This window comes from Weissella koreensis KCTC 3621 (assembly GCF_000277645.1).
In genome coordinates, this window is the sequence record NZ_AKGG01000016.1 from 288,488 (window position 1) to 304,843 (window position 16,356).

At 34.9% G+C, this 16,356-nt stretch carries 16 protein-coding genes and 1 riboswitch; of the genes, 8 read left to right on the forward strand and 8 right to left on the reverse strand.

Annotation, left to right across the window (positions count from 1 at the left end; all coding sequences use genetic code 11):
* Nucleotides 1-53: 53 nt before the first annotated feature.
* On the reverse strand, nucleotides 54-620 hold the full coding sequence (locus tag JC2156_RS07970) for an ECF transporter S component (protein ID WP_006846126.1): 567 nt from the start codon (nucleotides 618-620) through the stop codon (nucleotides 54-56).
* A gap of 145 nt (nucleotides 621-765) precedes the next feature.
* Nucleotides 766-901, reverse strand: a riboswitch (FMN riboswitch).
* 209 nt (nucleotides 902-1,110) lie between these two features.
* Here JC2156_RS07970 and guaA point away from each other — a divergent pair.
* From guaA to JC2156_RS09020, 5 genes are all read left to right on the forward strand, one after another.
* Nucleotides 1,111-2,661 (forward strand): glutamine-hydrolyzing GMP synthase, encoded by a 1,551-nt coding sequence (gene guaA, locus JC2156_RS07975; protein ID WP_006846128.1) that lies wholly within the window; start codon nucleotides 1,111-1,113, stop codon nucleotides 2,659-2,661.
* A gap of 533 nt (nucleotides 2,662-3,194) precedes the next feature.
* Nucleotides 3,195-4,475, forward strand: a complete 1,281-nt coding sequence (locus JC2156_RS07980; protein ID WP_006846129.1) for a chloride channel protein — start codon at nucleotides 3,195-3,197, stop codon at nucleotides 4,473-4,475.
* 308 nt (nucleotides 4,476-4,783) lie between these two features.
* Complete coding sequence (locus tag JC2156_RS07985; protein WP_006846130.1) at nucleotides 4,784-5,650, forward strand: SDR family oxidoreductase; 867 nt, start codon at nucleotides 4,784-4,786, stop codon at nucleotides 5,648-5,650.
* A gap of 2 nt (nucleotides 5,651-5,652) precedes the next feature.
* Nucleotides 5,653-6,087 carry an Rrf2 family transcriptional regulator gene (locus JC2156_RS07990; protein ID WP_006846131.1) on the forward strand — a complete coding sequence of 145 codons (435 nt, stop codon included), beginning with the start codon at nucleotides 5,653-5,655 and terminating at the stop codon, nucleotides 6,085-6,087.
* Between the two features lie 78 nt (nucleotides 6,088-6,165).
* A complete protein-coding gene (locus JC2156_RS09020) occupies nucleotides 6,166-6,330 on the forward strand; it encodes a hypothetical protein (protein WP_006846132.1) in 165 nt (54 codons plus the stop codon).
* Nucleotides 6,331-6,729: 399 nt separating this feature from the next.
* Here the strand turns inward: JC2156_RS09020 and JC2156_RS07995 are convergent, their stop codons facing one another.
* The 5 genes from JC2156_RS07995 to JC2156_RS08015 form a co-directional block, all read right to left on the reverse strand.
* Entirely contained in the window at nucleotides 6,730-8,133 is a 1,404-nt protein-coding gene (locus tag JC2156_RS07995) for a DHA2 family efflux MFS transporter permease subunit (RefSeq protein WP_006846134.1), read from the reverse strand.
* Between the two features lie 129 nt (nucleotides 8,134-8,262).
* Complete coding sequence (locus JC2156_RS08000) at nucleotides 8,263-8,730, reverse strand: MarR family winged helix-turn-helix transcriptional regulator (RefSeq protein WP_006846135.1); 468 nt, start codon at nucleotides 8,728-8,730, stop codon at nucleotides 8,263-8,265.
* Between the two features lie 173 nt (nucleotides 8,731-8,903).
* Nucleotides 8,904-10,109 carry an ArgE/DapE family deacylase gene (locus JC2156_RS08005; protein ID WP_006846136.1) on the reverse strand — a complete coding sequence of 402 codons (1,206 nt, stop codon included), beginning with the start codon at nucleotides 10,107-10,109 and terminating at the stop codon, nucleotides 8,904-8,906.
* Between the two features lie 105 nt (nucleotides 10,110-10,214).
* A complete protein-coding gene (locus JC2156_RS08010; protein WP_006846137.1) occupies nucleotides 10,215-10,658 on the reverse strand; it encodes a threonine/serine exporter family protein in 444 nt (147 codons plus the stop codon).
* 4 nt (nucleotides 10,659-10,662) lie between these two features.
* Nucleotides 10,663-11,439: a threonine/serine exporter family protein gene (locus tag JC2156_RS08015; protein WP_006846138.1), complete on the reverse strand. Its 777-nt coding sequence runs from the start codon at nucleotides 11,437-11,439 to the stop codon at nucleotides 10,663-10,665.
* A gap of 756 nt (nucleotides 11,440-12,195) precedes the next feature.
* On the opposite strand from JC2156_RS08015, the gene JC2156_RS08020 reads away from it, so the two are divergent.
* Nucleotides 12,196-13,044 carry an NAD(P)H-binding protein gene (locus JC2156_RS08020; protein WP_006846139.1) on the forward strand — a complete coding sequence of 283 codons (849 nt, stop codon included), beginning with the start codon at nucleotides 12,196-12,198 and terminating at the stop codon, nucleotides 13,042-13,044.
* A gap of 24 nt (nucleotides 13,045-13,068) precedes the next feature.
* Entirely contained in the window at nucleotides 13,069-14,070 is a 1,002-nt protein-coding gene (locus JC2156_RS08025) for an aldo/keto reductase (RefSeq protein ID WP_006846140.1), read from the forward strand.
* Nucleotides 14,071-14,170: 100 nt separating this feature from the next.
* On the opposite strand, the gene JC2156_RS08030 is transcribed toward JC2156_RS08025, so the two are convergent.
* On the reverse strand, nucleotides 14,171-14,818 hold the full coding sequence (locus JC2156_RS08030) for a DedA family protein (protein WP_006846141.1): 648 nt from the start codon (nucleotides 14,816-14,818) through the stop codon (nucleotides 14,171-14,173).
* A 94-nt stretch (nucleotides 14,819-14,912) separates the two neighbouring features.
* Here JC2156_RS08030 and JC2156_RS08035 point away from each other — a divergent pair, with 94 nt between their 5' ends.
* Nucleotides 14,913-15,581, forward strand: coding sequence for a DUF6198 family protein (locus tag JC2156_RS08035; protein ID WP_006846142.1), 669 nt, complete (start codon nucleotides 14,913-14,915; stop codon nucleotides 15,579-15,581).
* A gap of 74 nt (nucleotides 15,582-15,655) precedes the next feature.
* Here JC2156_RS08035 and JC2156_RS08040 read toward each other — a convergent pair whose 3' ends face one another.
* The gene (locus tag JC2156_RS08040; RefSeq protein WP_006846143.1) at nucleotides 15,656-16,354 is read right to left on the reverse strand and encodes a ribonuclease H family protein; all 699 of its coding nucleotides are present in this window, start codon (nucleotides 16,352-16,354) and stop codon (nucleotides 15,656-15,658) included.
* Between the last annotated feature and the right edge of the window lie 2 nt (nucleotides 16,355-16,356).

Consider the following 16,356-nt stretch of genomic DNA (forward strand, 5'->3'; position numbering starts at 1 on the left):
ATTAAAAAAGGCGTCTAATCTAGGTATTTACCCGGATTAGACGCCTTTTTCTTTTAAATCAGATTAATTAATCGCCTAACAAAGGGCAGGATCAACAAACTTAAACTAATTAAAATAACTCCCTCTAATAGATTAAATGGAACCACTGCCAACAACAGATAATTAAAAATACCAAAGACCTGACCAATATTAAAATTAGCAAATTGCGCATAAAGCGGAATCGCATAAAAATAGTTCATCAAGACCATCATAACTGTTAATGCAACCGAACCAAGTACGATTGACATGCCTTTTTGAATCCAAGGTCGCCATTTATTTTTGATCAAGCAATAATACAAAACTGTCATTAAAATCATGAATCCCAAAATATTCATTGGTAAACCAATATAATCATTTACCCCAGCATTATTAAGTAATAATTTTAACAATGACCGAATCAGTAAAATTAGGTACCCACTTTTCAAATCAAGTAACATCATTCCCATAAAGATCGGAATAAACGATAGATCAATTTTTAAAAAAGGCACTGTTGGAATTAATGGCACCGAAATAAAAACCATTAAAATCACCGATAAAGCCGAAAAAAGGGCAATAAGACTTAATTTTCTAGTCTGCATCATTTTCGTACTCCATTCATTTTTAATTAAATTAAAAAAATCCCCTGAGTTTAAAACTCACGGGACTATCAAAGACACTTAAAAGCACTATTCTTATATGATCATAATATCCCCTTTAAAAGATATTAAGGCCACTAAAAAAGCTCCTTTAATTCTTCTCCCATCCAGACTTTAACTGTCGGTGCTAGATTCACACTAGCTCAACCATTTAAAATGGCTCACGGACTTTGATATAGAAATCATTTACCGTCGGTCGGGAATTACACCCTGCCCCGAAGAATTTATTTAATTTAAAATCATTATATACATAATTTTTATTATTTGCAAAAGCGTCATCATTCATATAATTTATATTATTGTCTTTTAAAATCGAACATTAATTTATAATAAACGTCCAATTAGCGATAACAATTTATCAAAAGCAGATTTACCTTTAAAATTATGGTATTCTCTCGTATAATTAAAACATTCAATTTAATTTAGGAGGACTATGATGGCTGAACTCAAGCAACAAGAAAGCATCCTCGTTCTCGACTTCGGTTCACAATACAATCAATTGATTGCCCGCCGAATTCGAGAAATGGGAGTATACTCAGAACTTAAGCCACACACCATTACAATAGAGGAAATTAAAGCAATTAATCCAGTGGGGTTAGTCTTTTCTGGTGGACCTAATTCAGTTAACGACGAAGGGGCCTTTACCATTGATCCTGAAATCTATAACTTAAATATCCCGATTTTGGGAATCTGTTATGGTATGCAACTCATGGCCCATCAACTCCCCGGCGGAAAAGTAGCACCTGCTAATAATTCATCCGAATATGGCGAGACTGAGATGGAAGTTACTGATCCTGAAGCAGTACTATTTAAGGGAACACCAAAAAAGCAAGTTGTTTTGATGTCCCATGGTGATTACGTGGACCAAGTTCCTGACGGGTTTACGGCTGTAGGAACTTCTGACAACACACCAATTGCTGCAATGCAAAATCCGGATAAGAATCTTTATGCAATCCAATTTCATGCTGAAGTTCAACACACCGTTTATGGTCACCAAATTATAGAAAACTTTATCAACGCTACTCGTGCTAAGCGCAATTGGTCAATGGATGATTTTATCGACCAGCAAATCGAAGAAATCCGTTCTACAGTTGGTGATAAGAAGGTATTGCTTGGTCTCTCTGGTGGTGTAGATTCTTCAGTTGTTGGAGTTTTACTACAACGTGCCATTGGTGATCAATTAACTTCAATTTTCGTTGATCATGGTCTTTTACGTAAAAACGAAGCTAACGAAGTCATGGAAGCTCTTGGTGGTAAATTCGGTCTTAATATTATTAAGGTCGACGCCCAAGAACGTTTCCTTAATAAATTAGCTGGTATTTCAGATCCAGAAAAAAAGCGTAAAATCATTGGTAATGAATTTATTCAAGTTTTCGATGAAGAAGCTACTAAACTTAAGGGCATTGATTTCCTAGCCCAAGGAACGCTTTATACTGATATTATTGAATCTGGAACTGACACGGCCCAAACAATTAAGTCTCATCACAACGTTGGGGGACTTCCTGAAGATATGCAATTCACTTTAATTGAACCTCTTAAGACACTCTTTAAAGATGAAGTCCGTGCTTTAGGTGAAAAACTGGGTATGCCACACGACTTAGTTTGGCGTCAACCATTCCCTGGTCCTGGACTTGGAATTCGAGTTTTAGGTGATATCACTGAAGCTAAACTCGAAATCGTCCGTGATTCTGATGCAATTTTGCGGGAAGAATTTGCTAACCACGGCCTTGATGCTGAAGTTTGGCAATACTTCACCGTCCTAACAGGTGTCCGTTCCGTTGGTGTCATGGGAGATGGTCGTACTTATGACTACACTATCGCCATTCGTGCCATTACTTCTATAGATGGAATGACAGCCGATTTTGCTAAGCTTCCTTGGGATATCTTGGAAGAAGTATCACGTCGAATTGTCAACGAAGTGAGTGGGATTAACCGCGTAGTCTACGACATTACAGCTAAGCCACCAGCAACTGTTGAGTGGGAATAATAAATTTTAAAAGATAATCTATGATTTAAAAAAGTCACGCTCGTTTAGTGATTACATTTAACTCTAAAAATTTAAGTTTGTTTCAATTAATTGGTCGGAAAGTTTTTAGTACTCTACTGAAAACTTTTCGACCATTTTTTAGTTGCTTTAATCGCTAATCATTCTTGGATTAATACTTAAATCTAATTTATCTTTGCACGATTAACATTTTGAATGCCTTAAATTTAAAAGAAATACAAACTGTAAAATATTTTAATCCCATTTTAGGAACTGCAGATGGAATCTTGTGACTATTTAATAAAATAAATATTACAGATGCGATTTATCACTACCGCAACTAGAAAAAAGTTCATTTAAAATATATGCAGGCGTAATAATTTTATTTTGGCTGAAGCTTATTTAGTGTAAAATTTAAAAAAGCAAAGCATCTATCAGTAACTACTGGATTATGGCGATATACCTATCAAATTTTTGAAAGTTTAGTTCACAGAGACAAAGTTACTATACATAACCAAAATAGTGGGGAATAATAAATGGAACACGTATTAAAAGAGTCACAAAACCCAAAGGAGATTCACCAACAAACTGGAATTTTAATTATTTCAACGATTGCTTTAGGCATCATAGTTGGTTTTAGTTCATTGATTTTGAGTTTATTTTTAGATAAAGTTGAACAATTTTTCTTAAGCTTCAAAGAATCAGCACTCGCGCCTAGCGCAACCATGATTGCCGGTAGTCATCGACTCATTTCAGTGATTATTGGGGGGATGTTAGCCACCATCATTTGGTATATTCTACGGACTAAATTTAAACCCATCATCAGTATCAATCAGGCCTTAAAAGGAAAACAGATGCCATGGATTGAAACCATCATTGATGTTCTAACCCAGATTATGTTTGTCGGAACTGGTGGTTCGGTGGGCCGGGAGTTAGCTCCAAGAGAAGCCGGAGCCATGCTAGCGCAACGATGGTCAAACATGATTAATAAAATAGGATTATCAAAAATAACTCCCGAAGATCAACAGTTATTAATTGCTGCTGCTGCCGGGGCCGGTTTCGCCGGAATCTACATCGCCCCCATCACGGGGATGTTTTTCTGTGTTGAAATTCTATTAAAAAAAATAACACCAAAAACGGTAACCATCAGTTTAAGTATGAGTGTGATTTCAATGTTAATAGGTTCTTTGGTTAAGGGCTTTAAGCCTTACTATTTAATTCACGATACTCATTTCAGCTTAATGATGCTACCTTTTGTTTTAATCGCGAGTCCCATTATTGGACTAGTCGGCGTTTTATTTCGTAAAGCCTTTAAATGGGCTGAAAAATTTCAAGCCAAGAATAAACAAATTTTATGGCAATTACCATTATTAGCTGTTTTAACTGGATTAATAGCAATGATATTCCCACAAATCATGGGAAATGGTCGGGCCTTAGCTCAACTGTCAATGAATTATAATCACCATTTTTTTATCGGGATTCTTATTTTGGGCGCAATCGCTAAAGCTACCGTAACAGTTTTAACGATTCGTGCTGGCGCATCCGGTGGAACGTTAACCCCATCAATTGCGATTGGATCAGCCTTAGGTGTTTTAATTGGACTAGGCTTTAATTTATTAGGCTTCCCACTTTCATTGAGTCAAGCAGCATTATTAGGTGCCGCTATTCTCTTGGCTGCCTCACAACAAGCTCCTTTAATGGCTTTATTTATGATTTTCGAAGTTAGCCATCTTGATTATTCGGCATTTTTACCTCTTGGTCTTGGTGTGGCGATCGCAGCCATCATTTCACAATTATTCTTTAAAGGTCGTTTATAGAAAGATATATATAATAGCTATTATTAATTATTTGATTTAATTATTGTGAACTTAACCCCATTAGTTGGCTAAAACTGATGGGGTTTTTATTATGTTTTAAAAACATTCTAACTATGCTTAAATACAGATAAATTTATTTAAAGATATTTAAAAAGTTTGCACTAAATCAAAAAACACTTATAATAAAAGAAACAAGTTATTTATAAAGTAACATGTTCTCAAATTATCAAATCAACATATCGCATCACAATGTTCATGTAGATATCAGAAATAATATTTATAAAAAAATTGATAAAGGATAAATAAAAATGAAATATTTAATTACCGGCGCAACAGGAAATTTAGGTACTCGAGTAGTCCATAATTTAATTAAATTAGTAGGATCTGAATCCATTACCGCTGCAGTTCATACACCAAGTAAGGCTAATTTGATTAAAGAACTAGGTGTAAATTTGGTATCAATCGATTATTTGAACGTTGATAGTATGGTTCAAGCCTTCAAGAAACAAGATGTAGTGATTTATATTCCTAGTAAAACTTATAGTATGTTACAGAGAATTACGGAGTTTGAAAATTCGATAAAAGCCTTAAAATTATCCAATGTACACAATGTTGTCTTTGTTAGTTTCTACGCTGATCAAGAAAATAATCCCTTTACGATGTCTCCCTACTACGGCTATGCTCCAAGAAAACTGGCTGGTAGTGGTTTAGCATATGCTGTTATTAGAAATTCACTATATGCTGATCCATTGGTGCCTTACTTACCCGAACTAATTGAACGAAAACACTTAATCTATCCGGTCGGCGATCAAGCGATGAGTTTTATCACCCAAGATGACAGTGCTGAATCAATCGCTAAGTTGGCTATGCAACCTAATTTACGAGATCATGGGCAAATCTATACTGTGACTCAAGATAATAGTTTAACTATGCCAGAACTCGGAAAAATTATGACTACTATCACTGATCATACAATTGGCTATGAGCCAGTTACTACGAAAGAATTTGGTGAAATCTATGCTCCAGATGGGGATGGCGAAGAGTTAGCTAGTATGTATGCCGCTGGTGCTCTAGGATTATTTGATCAAGTCACCAATGACTTTAAAACCATCACAGGACACGCTCCTGAGAACATGCTGAACTTCTTATCCCGCAATTATGTGGAGCGTAAATAAAAATGAAATATTCCCATAAATTAAGTGACGCCGTACATATTTTAGCTTACGTTTATATTTATGCTGATGGAGATCTATCAAGTAAAGCTATTGCTTCAAGTGTTGAAACAAATCAAAGTATGGTTAGACGGATGATGTCGAATTTAGTGCGGGCCGGTTTACTCAACAGTCAACCTGGTAAAGTAGAACTATCTTTAGCCAAAGCCCCTCAAGACATTAGTTTGCTTGATGTTTATCTAGCAATAGAAGACAATCATAATTTCTTACACATTGATGACAAGACCAATCCGCTATGTATCGTTGGTGGCAATATTCAGGAAACTTTGAATGATGTTTATAGTAAAATTCAAAAAGATGCTGAAGCAAGTATGTCAGAACACTCATTACAAGAGATCATTGATCAAATTCTAACCCTTGAAAAAAATAAAAATCGTTAATTTACTGCTAACATATTTCAGACATAATACTAAAAAGCACATTTCCTCAAACTAGAGATAATGTGCTTTTTTATATTAATGTTTGAAGAAATTTCCAACAATGAAGAACAAAACAAATTAAACACTGCCTTATTTTTTAACATTATTATTGGATATATCGCCCTAATGAGCACTGGTATTCAACCATCTGATGCTCAACAAATATTTATTAGAAATATTAATCGAGTAATTGATTCTTTTTAAACTTTTATTTATAAAATATCCAAATGATGGTCGGATTCAGTTAGTAAAATTAACAGAAAAAGGACGACGTGAAGCTGAAAAAATTCTCTTCTATATTCGATAGTATCTTGACTATTTAGATCCCAAAGAATGGTCTGAGTTATCTAATATCCTTGATAAATTAAATGATGGTATTCGTGATAATTTAAATTTGAACGGAATTCAAAATATTGGAACACGCATTATGTTAAGCCATTTGGATCGTAAAAATGAACAAGATCCAGAAATTAATAGTAGTAAATAACCAGTCTATTAGACCGGTATTTGCGCATATAATTTTATAAATTAAAACCCTATTCGTTGAATTCAATCGACGAATAGGGCCATTTTTTATATATTATTTTCCAAAAGTGCTTGTATTCATTTTTTCATCCGATTAGTCATCATGAAAGCAGGTATTAAAATCAATAATGAAAAAATTGTAGCATATAAAAATCCATATTGATACGCGCCAATTAATTGATTTGGCTGATTGACCGGATGTATCACGGTATACCCCGTCACTACGGTTGCTAGTACTGCTGCTCCAAAAGCCGAACCTACTTGTTCAAATAATTTAGCACCAATCGATGCTGCTCCCACATAAATTTTATCAATCCCTACATAAATGTCGGCTTGCAAGGCAAACTTAACTCCAGCACCACCAATTCCGCGAATAAACATGATTAACATTAATAACCAACTAGCTGTTGTTTGACCCAAATAAACCAAGGGTAGCGTTCCAATTACGGTAATAATAACTCCCAAGATAATAACGATTCGTGCACCGATTTGATCAATCATACGGCCAATCATTCCCCGCGCCATCAACATTCCTAAACTTTGCGGAATCAAAGCTATGGCGGCAATGATCAAACTATCACCTCGAACATCTTGAAAATAAAGAGGGAATAATAGCATCGGACCAGTAGTAATAAATCCAGCTAATAAATCACCAAGCATCGCCCCTGAAAAATTATGATATTTAAATAAATGCAGTGGTAAAACCACGGTATATTTTGTCTTCAAGGCGTAAAAAACATAAATTATGCTGGCTAGTAACCCTATTCCAACTAGGCGTAAAGTTGCTATTTGAAGAAAAGTTCCTGTCATACTAGCTTTGGTAATTCCTAAAATTAGGCTTACTGCAATCACCACTAATAAAGTTATTCCTAAAAAGTCAAAATGATCTAGCCGACGCTGTGGGCTACTTTTAGGTACCATCCTAATTAAACCGATAATCGCAATCATCACAATAGGTACATTTACAAAGAACATCCATCGCCATGAACTAGTCTGGACAATGAGCCCACCAAATATCGGTCCTAGCATCGGTCCTAGAGTCATAGGCACTCCAATAATGGACATAACTTGTCCCATTTTAGCGCCTCCAAATAATTCAACTAATAACGTAAACATAACTGTAATTAATAGGCCCGAAAATAAACCTTGAATTATTCGCATGCTAATTAACATATATATATTGGCTGATAATCCAGCTAATAGTGACGCTAATCCGAATCCAATTTCAGACCATAAATAGATCGTTCTTCCCGAAAAGCGATCCACCAACCAACTTGAGAACGGAACGGCAGCCCCCATCGCTAAAATGAAACTTATCATAACCCACTGAACTAACCCTAGTGAAGCTTGGAACTCTTGACCTAGTTGATTGATGGCAATATTAACCATTGTAGAATCTAGCATCGGTGCCATTGTTCCAAGTACGAGCACCCATGCTATCGTAACTAGCTCCTTTGGAAATTTTTGTGTTTGTTTGAACATAATTCTTACCTCAATTTTTAAATATATTTGTTTTTTAATGTTTCCTAGTCAACAAAATACATATTAAACCTTTTTGTTTCTTTGTCAACAAAATTGTTAGTAAATAAAAAACGCAGGTCTTATTCTGCGTTAGTTTGAGGTATTTAATTTGTGCATTTCTTGTTCAAAATGCTGATTTAATTTTCCCGCAAAATCAAGCATTTCATTCAATTCTTCTTCTTTAAGCAGATCAAAAATTTGCTGATCACGCCTCACAATATCAGTATGTAAATCTGCATGTCTTGCAAATAAATTTTTACCAGCCTCAGTTAATTTAAAATAACGTTCTTTTTTATTATTGGGGCGTTGAAAAGAAACTACCAAATCTTTATTAACTAATTTATTCATTAATTTAGTTACTCCACCACGTGTCATACCAGTTTCATCAGCTATTTTAGTTACATTCGGTTCATCCAAATGGCCCACCAAATCAACAGTTTCAACTTCTACATGGGTATAACCCGTGAACTGATTAGTCACCACCGCCCGATTTAAGCGCATGAAATTATTCACTACTTCAATATAGGCCGACATAAATACATCTTCTCGATTTTCCATTGTAATGTCCTCTAAAATCATTATACAAAATTGTTTCCCAATAAACCAAATTTCATTATTTTAAATTACACAAATTAAACATCAAAAAAGCCTAATACCATTTAAATGCTATCAGGCTTCTTATTTTTAATATCAATTAAATCAAACTACTAAATCAAACTACTGTTTTAACTTTATTCAGCTAAATATTGATCAAATAATTGGATATATAATTCAATGAAATCCAAATACATTTTTTGATCAACGTATTCATTAGCGGTATGCGAGGTCGTATTTCCTGGTCCAAAGACAATAAACGGAACATTATCATCCTGATCGCGCATCAAATTCGAAGCATCTGTGATTCCTGGGGATGCTAAGACTGGAATCTTCTCACCGGCATACTTTTCACCAATCGTTTGTGCCAAATGAATCAAATAATTTTCCTTGGTTGAAATCACAGCAGGTTCATCCATCATTACTTCATAGCTGATATCTGCCTGCTTTAATTCAATCGGCAACATTTTAGCCATATTTACATCATAATTTTGATTACTTTTTTGTAGTTCTTTTTTAACGATTGCGTCAAATTTATTCAATACATCTTTTCCATTAAATTCTGGAATCGTTCGAATATTGATCTGAGCCTCGGCAGATTCAGGTAATGAATTAACTTGGACCCCACCCGCTAAAATATCAGTATTTACTGTTACATTCCCTAAGATTGTATTAACGGGAATTTCAGCGGCTCTAAATTCTTCATTAACGGCCGCCAAAATACTAATCACTGGATCAAGAGCATTATAACCAAAGTTTGGCATTGAACTATGTGAAGCCGTTCCCTTCGAAGTCAATTTAATATCAATTGATCCTTTTTGGGCGTACGCAATTTGATATCCAGATGGCTCTGCCACTAGGAGAGCATCAACATCTTGCATATATCCTTTTTCAAAAAATAGTTGTGATCCTTCTTCACCCACTTCTTCTCCTAGCGTTGCTAATAAACGTAGTGTCCCACGAGCTGGCTTATTTTGTGCTTTCATTTCAATCATAGCAATGACCAAGGCTGCCAAACCGCTCTTCATATCTGAAGAACCACGGCCATATAATTTTCCATCTTTTTGTGTCAAGGTAAAGGGATCGCTATTCCAATCATCTAAATTACCAGGATCAACTACATCCATATGTCCAGTTACAGCCATTACTGGGGCGCCCGTCCCAATTTCAGCTACTAAGTTAGCTCGGCTTTCACCAATCTTGATAATCTTAGCTTCAATATCATATTGCGCCAAAATTTCTGATAAATAATTTGCTACATCCAATTCGTGTTCATTAACTGATGGGATTTCCACCAATTTTTTCAAAATATCAATTCGTGCTGATTCATTTAAAAGTGCCATATTCAGTATGCCTTCTTTCTAAATTTCACTTAACGCCAAAATCCATTAACAGTTCTACACGTCCATTCTAACACTTCATTTTTTTAAATAATAGCTATCAAAAATTTACTTTCTATGTCCTTTAAAAATTTCTTTTTTTCGCAGATTCAATCCCAATGAAGCAATTGAAAAACCACAAACTAAGCCAATCGCAATCACCAATGTATTAAAGACTCCTGCCACTCCAGCATTAATATTTCCCTTGGTAAAACTGGTCACCGTTTCAAATGCCATTCCCCCTGGGACCAACGGAATTAAGGCACCCACGTAAATCATTAGTGAAGGAACCTTCTTTCTTTTAGCAAAAACTAATCCAACTACCCCAATCAAAAAAGCTGCAACGATATTCGCTAGAAAAACATTATCAATGCTTTGAACTACAAAAAGATATGTTGCCCACGAAATGGCTCCCGTGAATCCAGATGATAAAAGAGCCCGTTTTGGAACATTAGCAATTACACCATAAAAATAACTTGATAAAAAAGCTAACCCAATTGAAATATAATCCATTATTTTATCCTCCAAACACTAGCTTGATCATGAAATTACCTGCCGCTGCCCCAAGTGATAAAGCAACTAATGCAAAGATGGCATCAATCGATCTAACAATCCCCGAAATGATTTGGCCATCTACGATTTCCCGTAAAGCATTCGTGATCGCTAATCCTGGGACTAGAGGCATAATTGCTCCAAAAATAATATTATGCATTCCTAATTTTGGGAAAACACTAGCCATGACTCCTGCTAATAATCCAATCATCATACCCCCAACAAATTCACTAAAATATGTATTTAAGCTGAGTTTGTTAATTTGATTAAAACAAAAATAAGAAAATGCTCCAACTAAAAACATTGCCAAATAAGCATTGGGATTCGCCTCATTCACTAATAATGGGGTTAAAGAAACCATTCCGGCAGCAAGCACTTTTTGCCATCCTTTAAATGAAATTACTTCTTTCTTGATTTTTTGAATTTCATTTTTAAATTCATCAAAATCCATATCATGGCTAGTAAGCTTTCGTGAAAAGTTATTGACCTCATCCACAGTTTGAAGATTAAAACCTGATAATCGCGTTTTAACAACCTTTGTTGCTATGATTTGATTAGCTGAAATAGAAACTGACGTTAAAGTTACGATACATGTCACTGGCAATTCTAGAGCAGTTCCAATATATTCAATTGTTTCTTCGATCCGAAATGATTCTGCCCCACCTAGTAATAATAAAGATGCCGCATCGGCCATTACTTCCATTCTTTCCCGAATACTTTGTTCACTTTGTTTATTATCCATACCTTCATCCCCACATCGGTTTATTTCATTAATTTGAATGCTTTACTAATAATTTGATAACAGTCACTTTATAAAAATAACTTTAGTCTCCAATATATTCAGAAACCACCTTATTTTTATTTAAAAAAATGGCTAGCCAAGGCTACCCAGATCAAAACATTTTTTATATTTAGTCTCTTACAGCCTTAATTATCCCTTTCAATGAAGATTACATAATAGCTTAAAGATTCGCTTTATACCCTCTTTTTTCAGTTCTTGGAATAATGATCAACCATATGATTTTTATTTATAATCATAAGACACACTTTTACCACTCATTAGTACCGTTTATTTTACACTTATAATATGCCATTGTTTCGTAATTTACTAGTTATGATTTTTATATTTAATTTTCTGCATTATTAATAGTCTTTTTTTCATATGGAACATATTATTTAATTAATAACCTAAAATGACGTTAGTTGTAGATTTCATTTTCTAACTAAAAATTAACCCAATGAAAAAAGTATCTATATCTTCAATACCATTCAAATAAATTGAGTACACAATACTAGTATTTAGCACAAATTCATTAATCAAACCCAATAATCAATTTTGCCAGCTCAAAGGTTTATTTATATCGAAATAATTGAATATATTATTTTCAATCTTTCTGTTCAAAAAAACGTTTTCCCCCATTGACACCGCTTTCAAAGCTAGTTATGATGAACTGATAGATTATATTACTATCTTTAAATAAGGAAAGGATCAAATCTTATGACAACTTATGCAATTACTAGTGTAACCGGCCGCTTTGGTCAGGTTGCAATTAAACAACTCAACCAACTTATTAACCCTGATGATCAAATTATTGGGCTAGCACGTAATGTTTCAAAAGCTAAAGCTATGGTTCCCGAAAACGTTATCGTTAAAAAAGGGGATTTCAATGAACATACTACCTTGCAAGAATCATTAGTTGGGGTAGATAAACTACTATTTATTTCATCACAACCGGGACAAGCTGTTAGTCGCAGTACCCAACACCTCAACGTGGTGAACGCAGCTAAAAAAGCCGGCGTTAAGTTCATCGCTTATACTAGTTTCCCACATGCTGACACTGCTAATACTCCCTTAGCTATGGATCATCAAAAAACAGAAAAGGCGCTGCTTGATTCTGGAATTAAAACTTCATTTTTACGCAATAACTGGTACTTAGAAAATGAACTTATGACTCTTAAAACTGCTGCTGATCAAAAAACATTCGTTGATGCAACTAATAATCAACTCGTTGGATGGGCCCTAGAGAAAGAATATGCGCAAGCTGCTGCTGAAGTCTTAACATTGGCAGATCCCAAATCTATTTATGAATTATCAGGTTCTGCACGTACTTACACAGACCTCATCAATAATATGGATGCTAATATTAATGTAAAAGAAGCTTCCCTTAAACAACTTAGTTCTGAGCTAATTGCTGCTCATTATAATGAAGACCAGATTAACGGGATTATTTTTAATCAAACCCTTATCTCTGAAGGCGCTTTAGCTCAAACTTCATCAGATCTTACCGAATTATTAGGACACCCGCTAACCAATATAAAGGATGCCTTAAATCAACTATTAAATTAGTTATAAATTAAGGAGATAATTACCATGTATCAAGCAGATCCTAATCGCTATCAAGAAATGGAATACCGTCGGACTGGGCATAGTGGCCTCATGTTGCCTGCACTTTCATTTGGATTATGGCATAATTTTGGTGAAAATAATAAATTTAATAATATGCAACAATTAATTTTTACTGCATTTGATCATGGGATTACTCATTTTGATCTAGCCAATAATTATGGTCCTACTCCAGGCGCTGCTGAAATTAATTTTGGTAAAATTTTACACCAAGACCTTAAAGACTATCGGGATCAATTAATTATTTCAACTAAAGCTGGTTATGAAATGTGGGATGGACCTTATGGAAATTGGGGTAGCCGTAAATCGTTACTCAGCAGCCTTGATCAAAGTTTAAATCGTCTGCAATTGGATTATGTTGATATCTTTTATCATCATCGCATGGATCCTGAAACACCATTGGAAGAAACAATGTTAGCTTTGGCTCAAGCAGTAAAAAGTGGAAAAGCCTTATATGTCGGTCTTTCCAACTATGATGGTCCAACGTTGCAACGGGCAACTGAACTTTTAGATGATTTAAAAGTTCCATTCATTATCAATCAGAATCGATATAATCTATTGGATCGCACAGTAGAAAAAAACGGGCTATTAAGCAGCGTTGATGATCTTCAAAAAGGTCTGATTACCTTTAGCCCACTTGCTCAAGGTCAATTAACTAATCGTTATCTCGATGGAATTCCTGCTGATAGTCGAATTGGTCATGATCCACGCTTTTTGAACGCTAAAATGTTAACATCAGACAAATTAGCTGCCATTCAAAAATTAAATACAATGGCAGTTGAGCATGGAATTACTTTAGCTGAAATGTCACTAAAGTGGCTACTTCAAAAACCAGAAGTCACAAGTGTCTTAATCGGTTCAAGTAAACCCGACCAAATTATTGATAATATCGGCGTTTTAGCTATTGCTGATTTAACACCAGTAGAATTAGCAGAAATTGATCATATTTTAGCTCCTATTATTAAATAATGGTTATCAAATTAAAAAACTTACCTAAAACGTATTTTATCTAGTGAAGTATTAATCTTCATCGGATAAGGTATGTTTTTTGATAAGTTCTAACATTTTTTTATATTTTAACGAATAAATTAATAAATTTACTTCGAAAGGTTTTATTACTAAACATAATACCAAAACCTAATAACACGATTCCTAATATCATCCAGTTCATACCATGTGGTAACGTCAGGTGCCCAAAGAAATAGCCAATAGATGTAATAACTAAGGCCCAAGTTAGGCTAGAGCCTGCCGCCAAACCAATATATGATTTAAAATCCAATCCCAAACGATGCACAGTCAAAGGGACTAGCGTTCGTACGAATGGAACAAATCGACCAGCAAAGACAAATAGAAACCAGCGTCGGTGATTAAAGTGATATGTTAAATTTTGAAAAATCGGTCCATTTATATGTCGTTCAACATAACCAATTCGACTAACTTGGCGTACTAGCCATGCTCCAAAATAGTAGTTAATTGCATCACCTATCCATGATGCAATCGCAAAGACAGTGATTAACATCAATAATTCACCAATATTATGATGAATTCCGGCGATGCTTCCAGCTGTAATTAAAATTGTGTCTCCTGGGATAAATCCGGCAAAAATTGCCCCAGTCTCTACTAATATTAGAATAAAAAGAATTGAAAATTCAATCCAAGTGAATGTACCTCGGACCGCCATCATCTGATTAAACCAGTCGAGTAAGTTATTTGTCATCAGAAATGCACCTCAATTCTGGCAATTTCCTTTTATTATAATGCTAATAGGTTAAAATTAAATTAAATATGTTTTCCGAGGTGTATTAATAACTATGTATATTACAAATAATGAGACTAGGCCTTTGAAGGGGTCTGAAACAATTATTTTTTTATTGTTAGGTTTATTTTTTAATGGCTTGGGCAATGGTTTAGCAGTGGCTACTAATATGGGATCAGCCGCTTGGACCGCTGCTGCCACTAACTTACAATCCTTCACTGCTATCCCCAAAGGCTATTTTTTGTTTACTTTTGGAATTCTAGCAGCACTAACTTTAATTGCTTTAACTAAACAAATATCTTGGCCTCACCTTTTAGGCAATTTAATTTTTGTAAGTTGTTTTAGCTATCTAGTTAACTTTTCTAGTCAAATTTTTGCGCCAGTCATTGACGCCCCCCTCTGGCTCAGAATTATCATCGACTTAATCTCTATTGTCATGGTCGGGACAGGAGTTTCAATCACCATGCGGGTAAATGTTATTACTCATCCCCTCGATGATTTAGTTCTTTATACCCGTTTTAAGTATCTACACGGGAATGTGTTTTTGGCACAAGTAATTAATTTCACCCTTCCAATCCTAATGTCTCTCTTAATTTGGTACATATCTGGGACTATTAAATCAGTGAATTTAGGAACATTAATTTCATTTTTTGGACAGGGAATTGTCATCGGTTGGGCTGACACCCATATGATTAAGCATCTAACTTTTAGAAAACATTTTTAAAAACCGCAAACAAATCAGCATAATAAAGCCGAGTTAGTTTTCAATCTAACTCGGCTTTATTTTATTAATTTAATTTACTGTAATTGATCCATTGCGTCATTTAGCAATTGATCTACTAATACATTCCCAGCACTAGTTGCATGACCCTTAACCCAAATAAATTCCAAACGTTGGGCGATCGGTTGAATTAATTGATCCACCTGTTGCCACAACTCTAAATTCGCAATTTGGCCGCTACTTTTCTTCCAACCGGCTACCTTCCAGTTGTACATCCAATTAGTGGCAGTATCCAAAACATATTTTGAATCACTCACAATTACGACCGGTATAGCTGTTTTTTGGGCTTGTTGTAAACCATGAATCAATGCTAGTATTTCCATTTCATTATTGGTACGACCAAAAAAGGCTCCCGCATCCTTAAACAAAGGATTTTTTAAATCGTTTCCTTGATAAATAGCCAAAGCCCATGCGGCTTTATCTGTCGCCTTGACGTGTCCACCGGAAACATTACCAGTATTGCGACTACCACCATCTGTAAATAAATAATATTTTTCTGGATTTGTTTCAAACTGGCCATCATAGGCAATCGTATATTGTCTTGAACTTAAATCTTGTCCTGCTTTTTGTTCCTCAAACCAAGTTTTAGCCTCAGTAGCTGTTGTAAAGCCTTTATAACGAGGTGCTGGTTTGGTTTGTGTGTACTTCTGTACAATACTCCAAGGCTTTGTATAAAGCCCCTCATATTGATTACCGATAATCGCATACGTTTTCAATT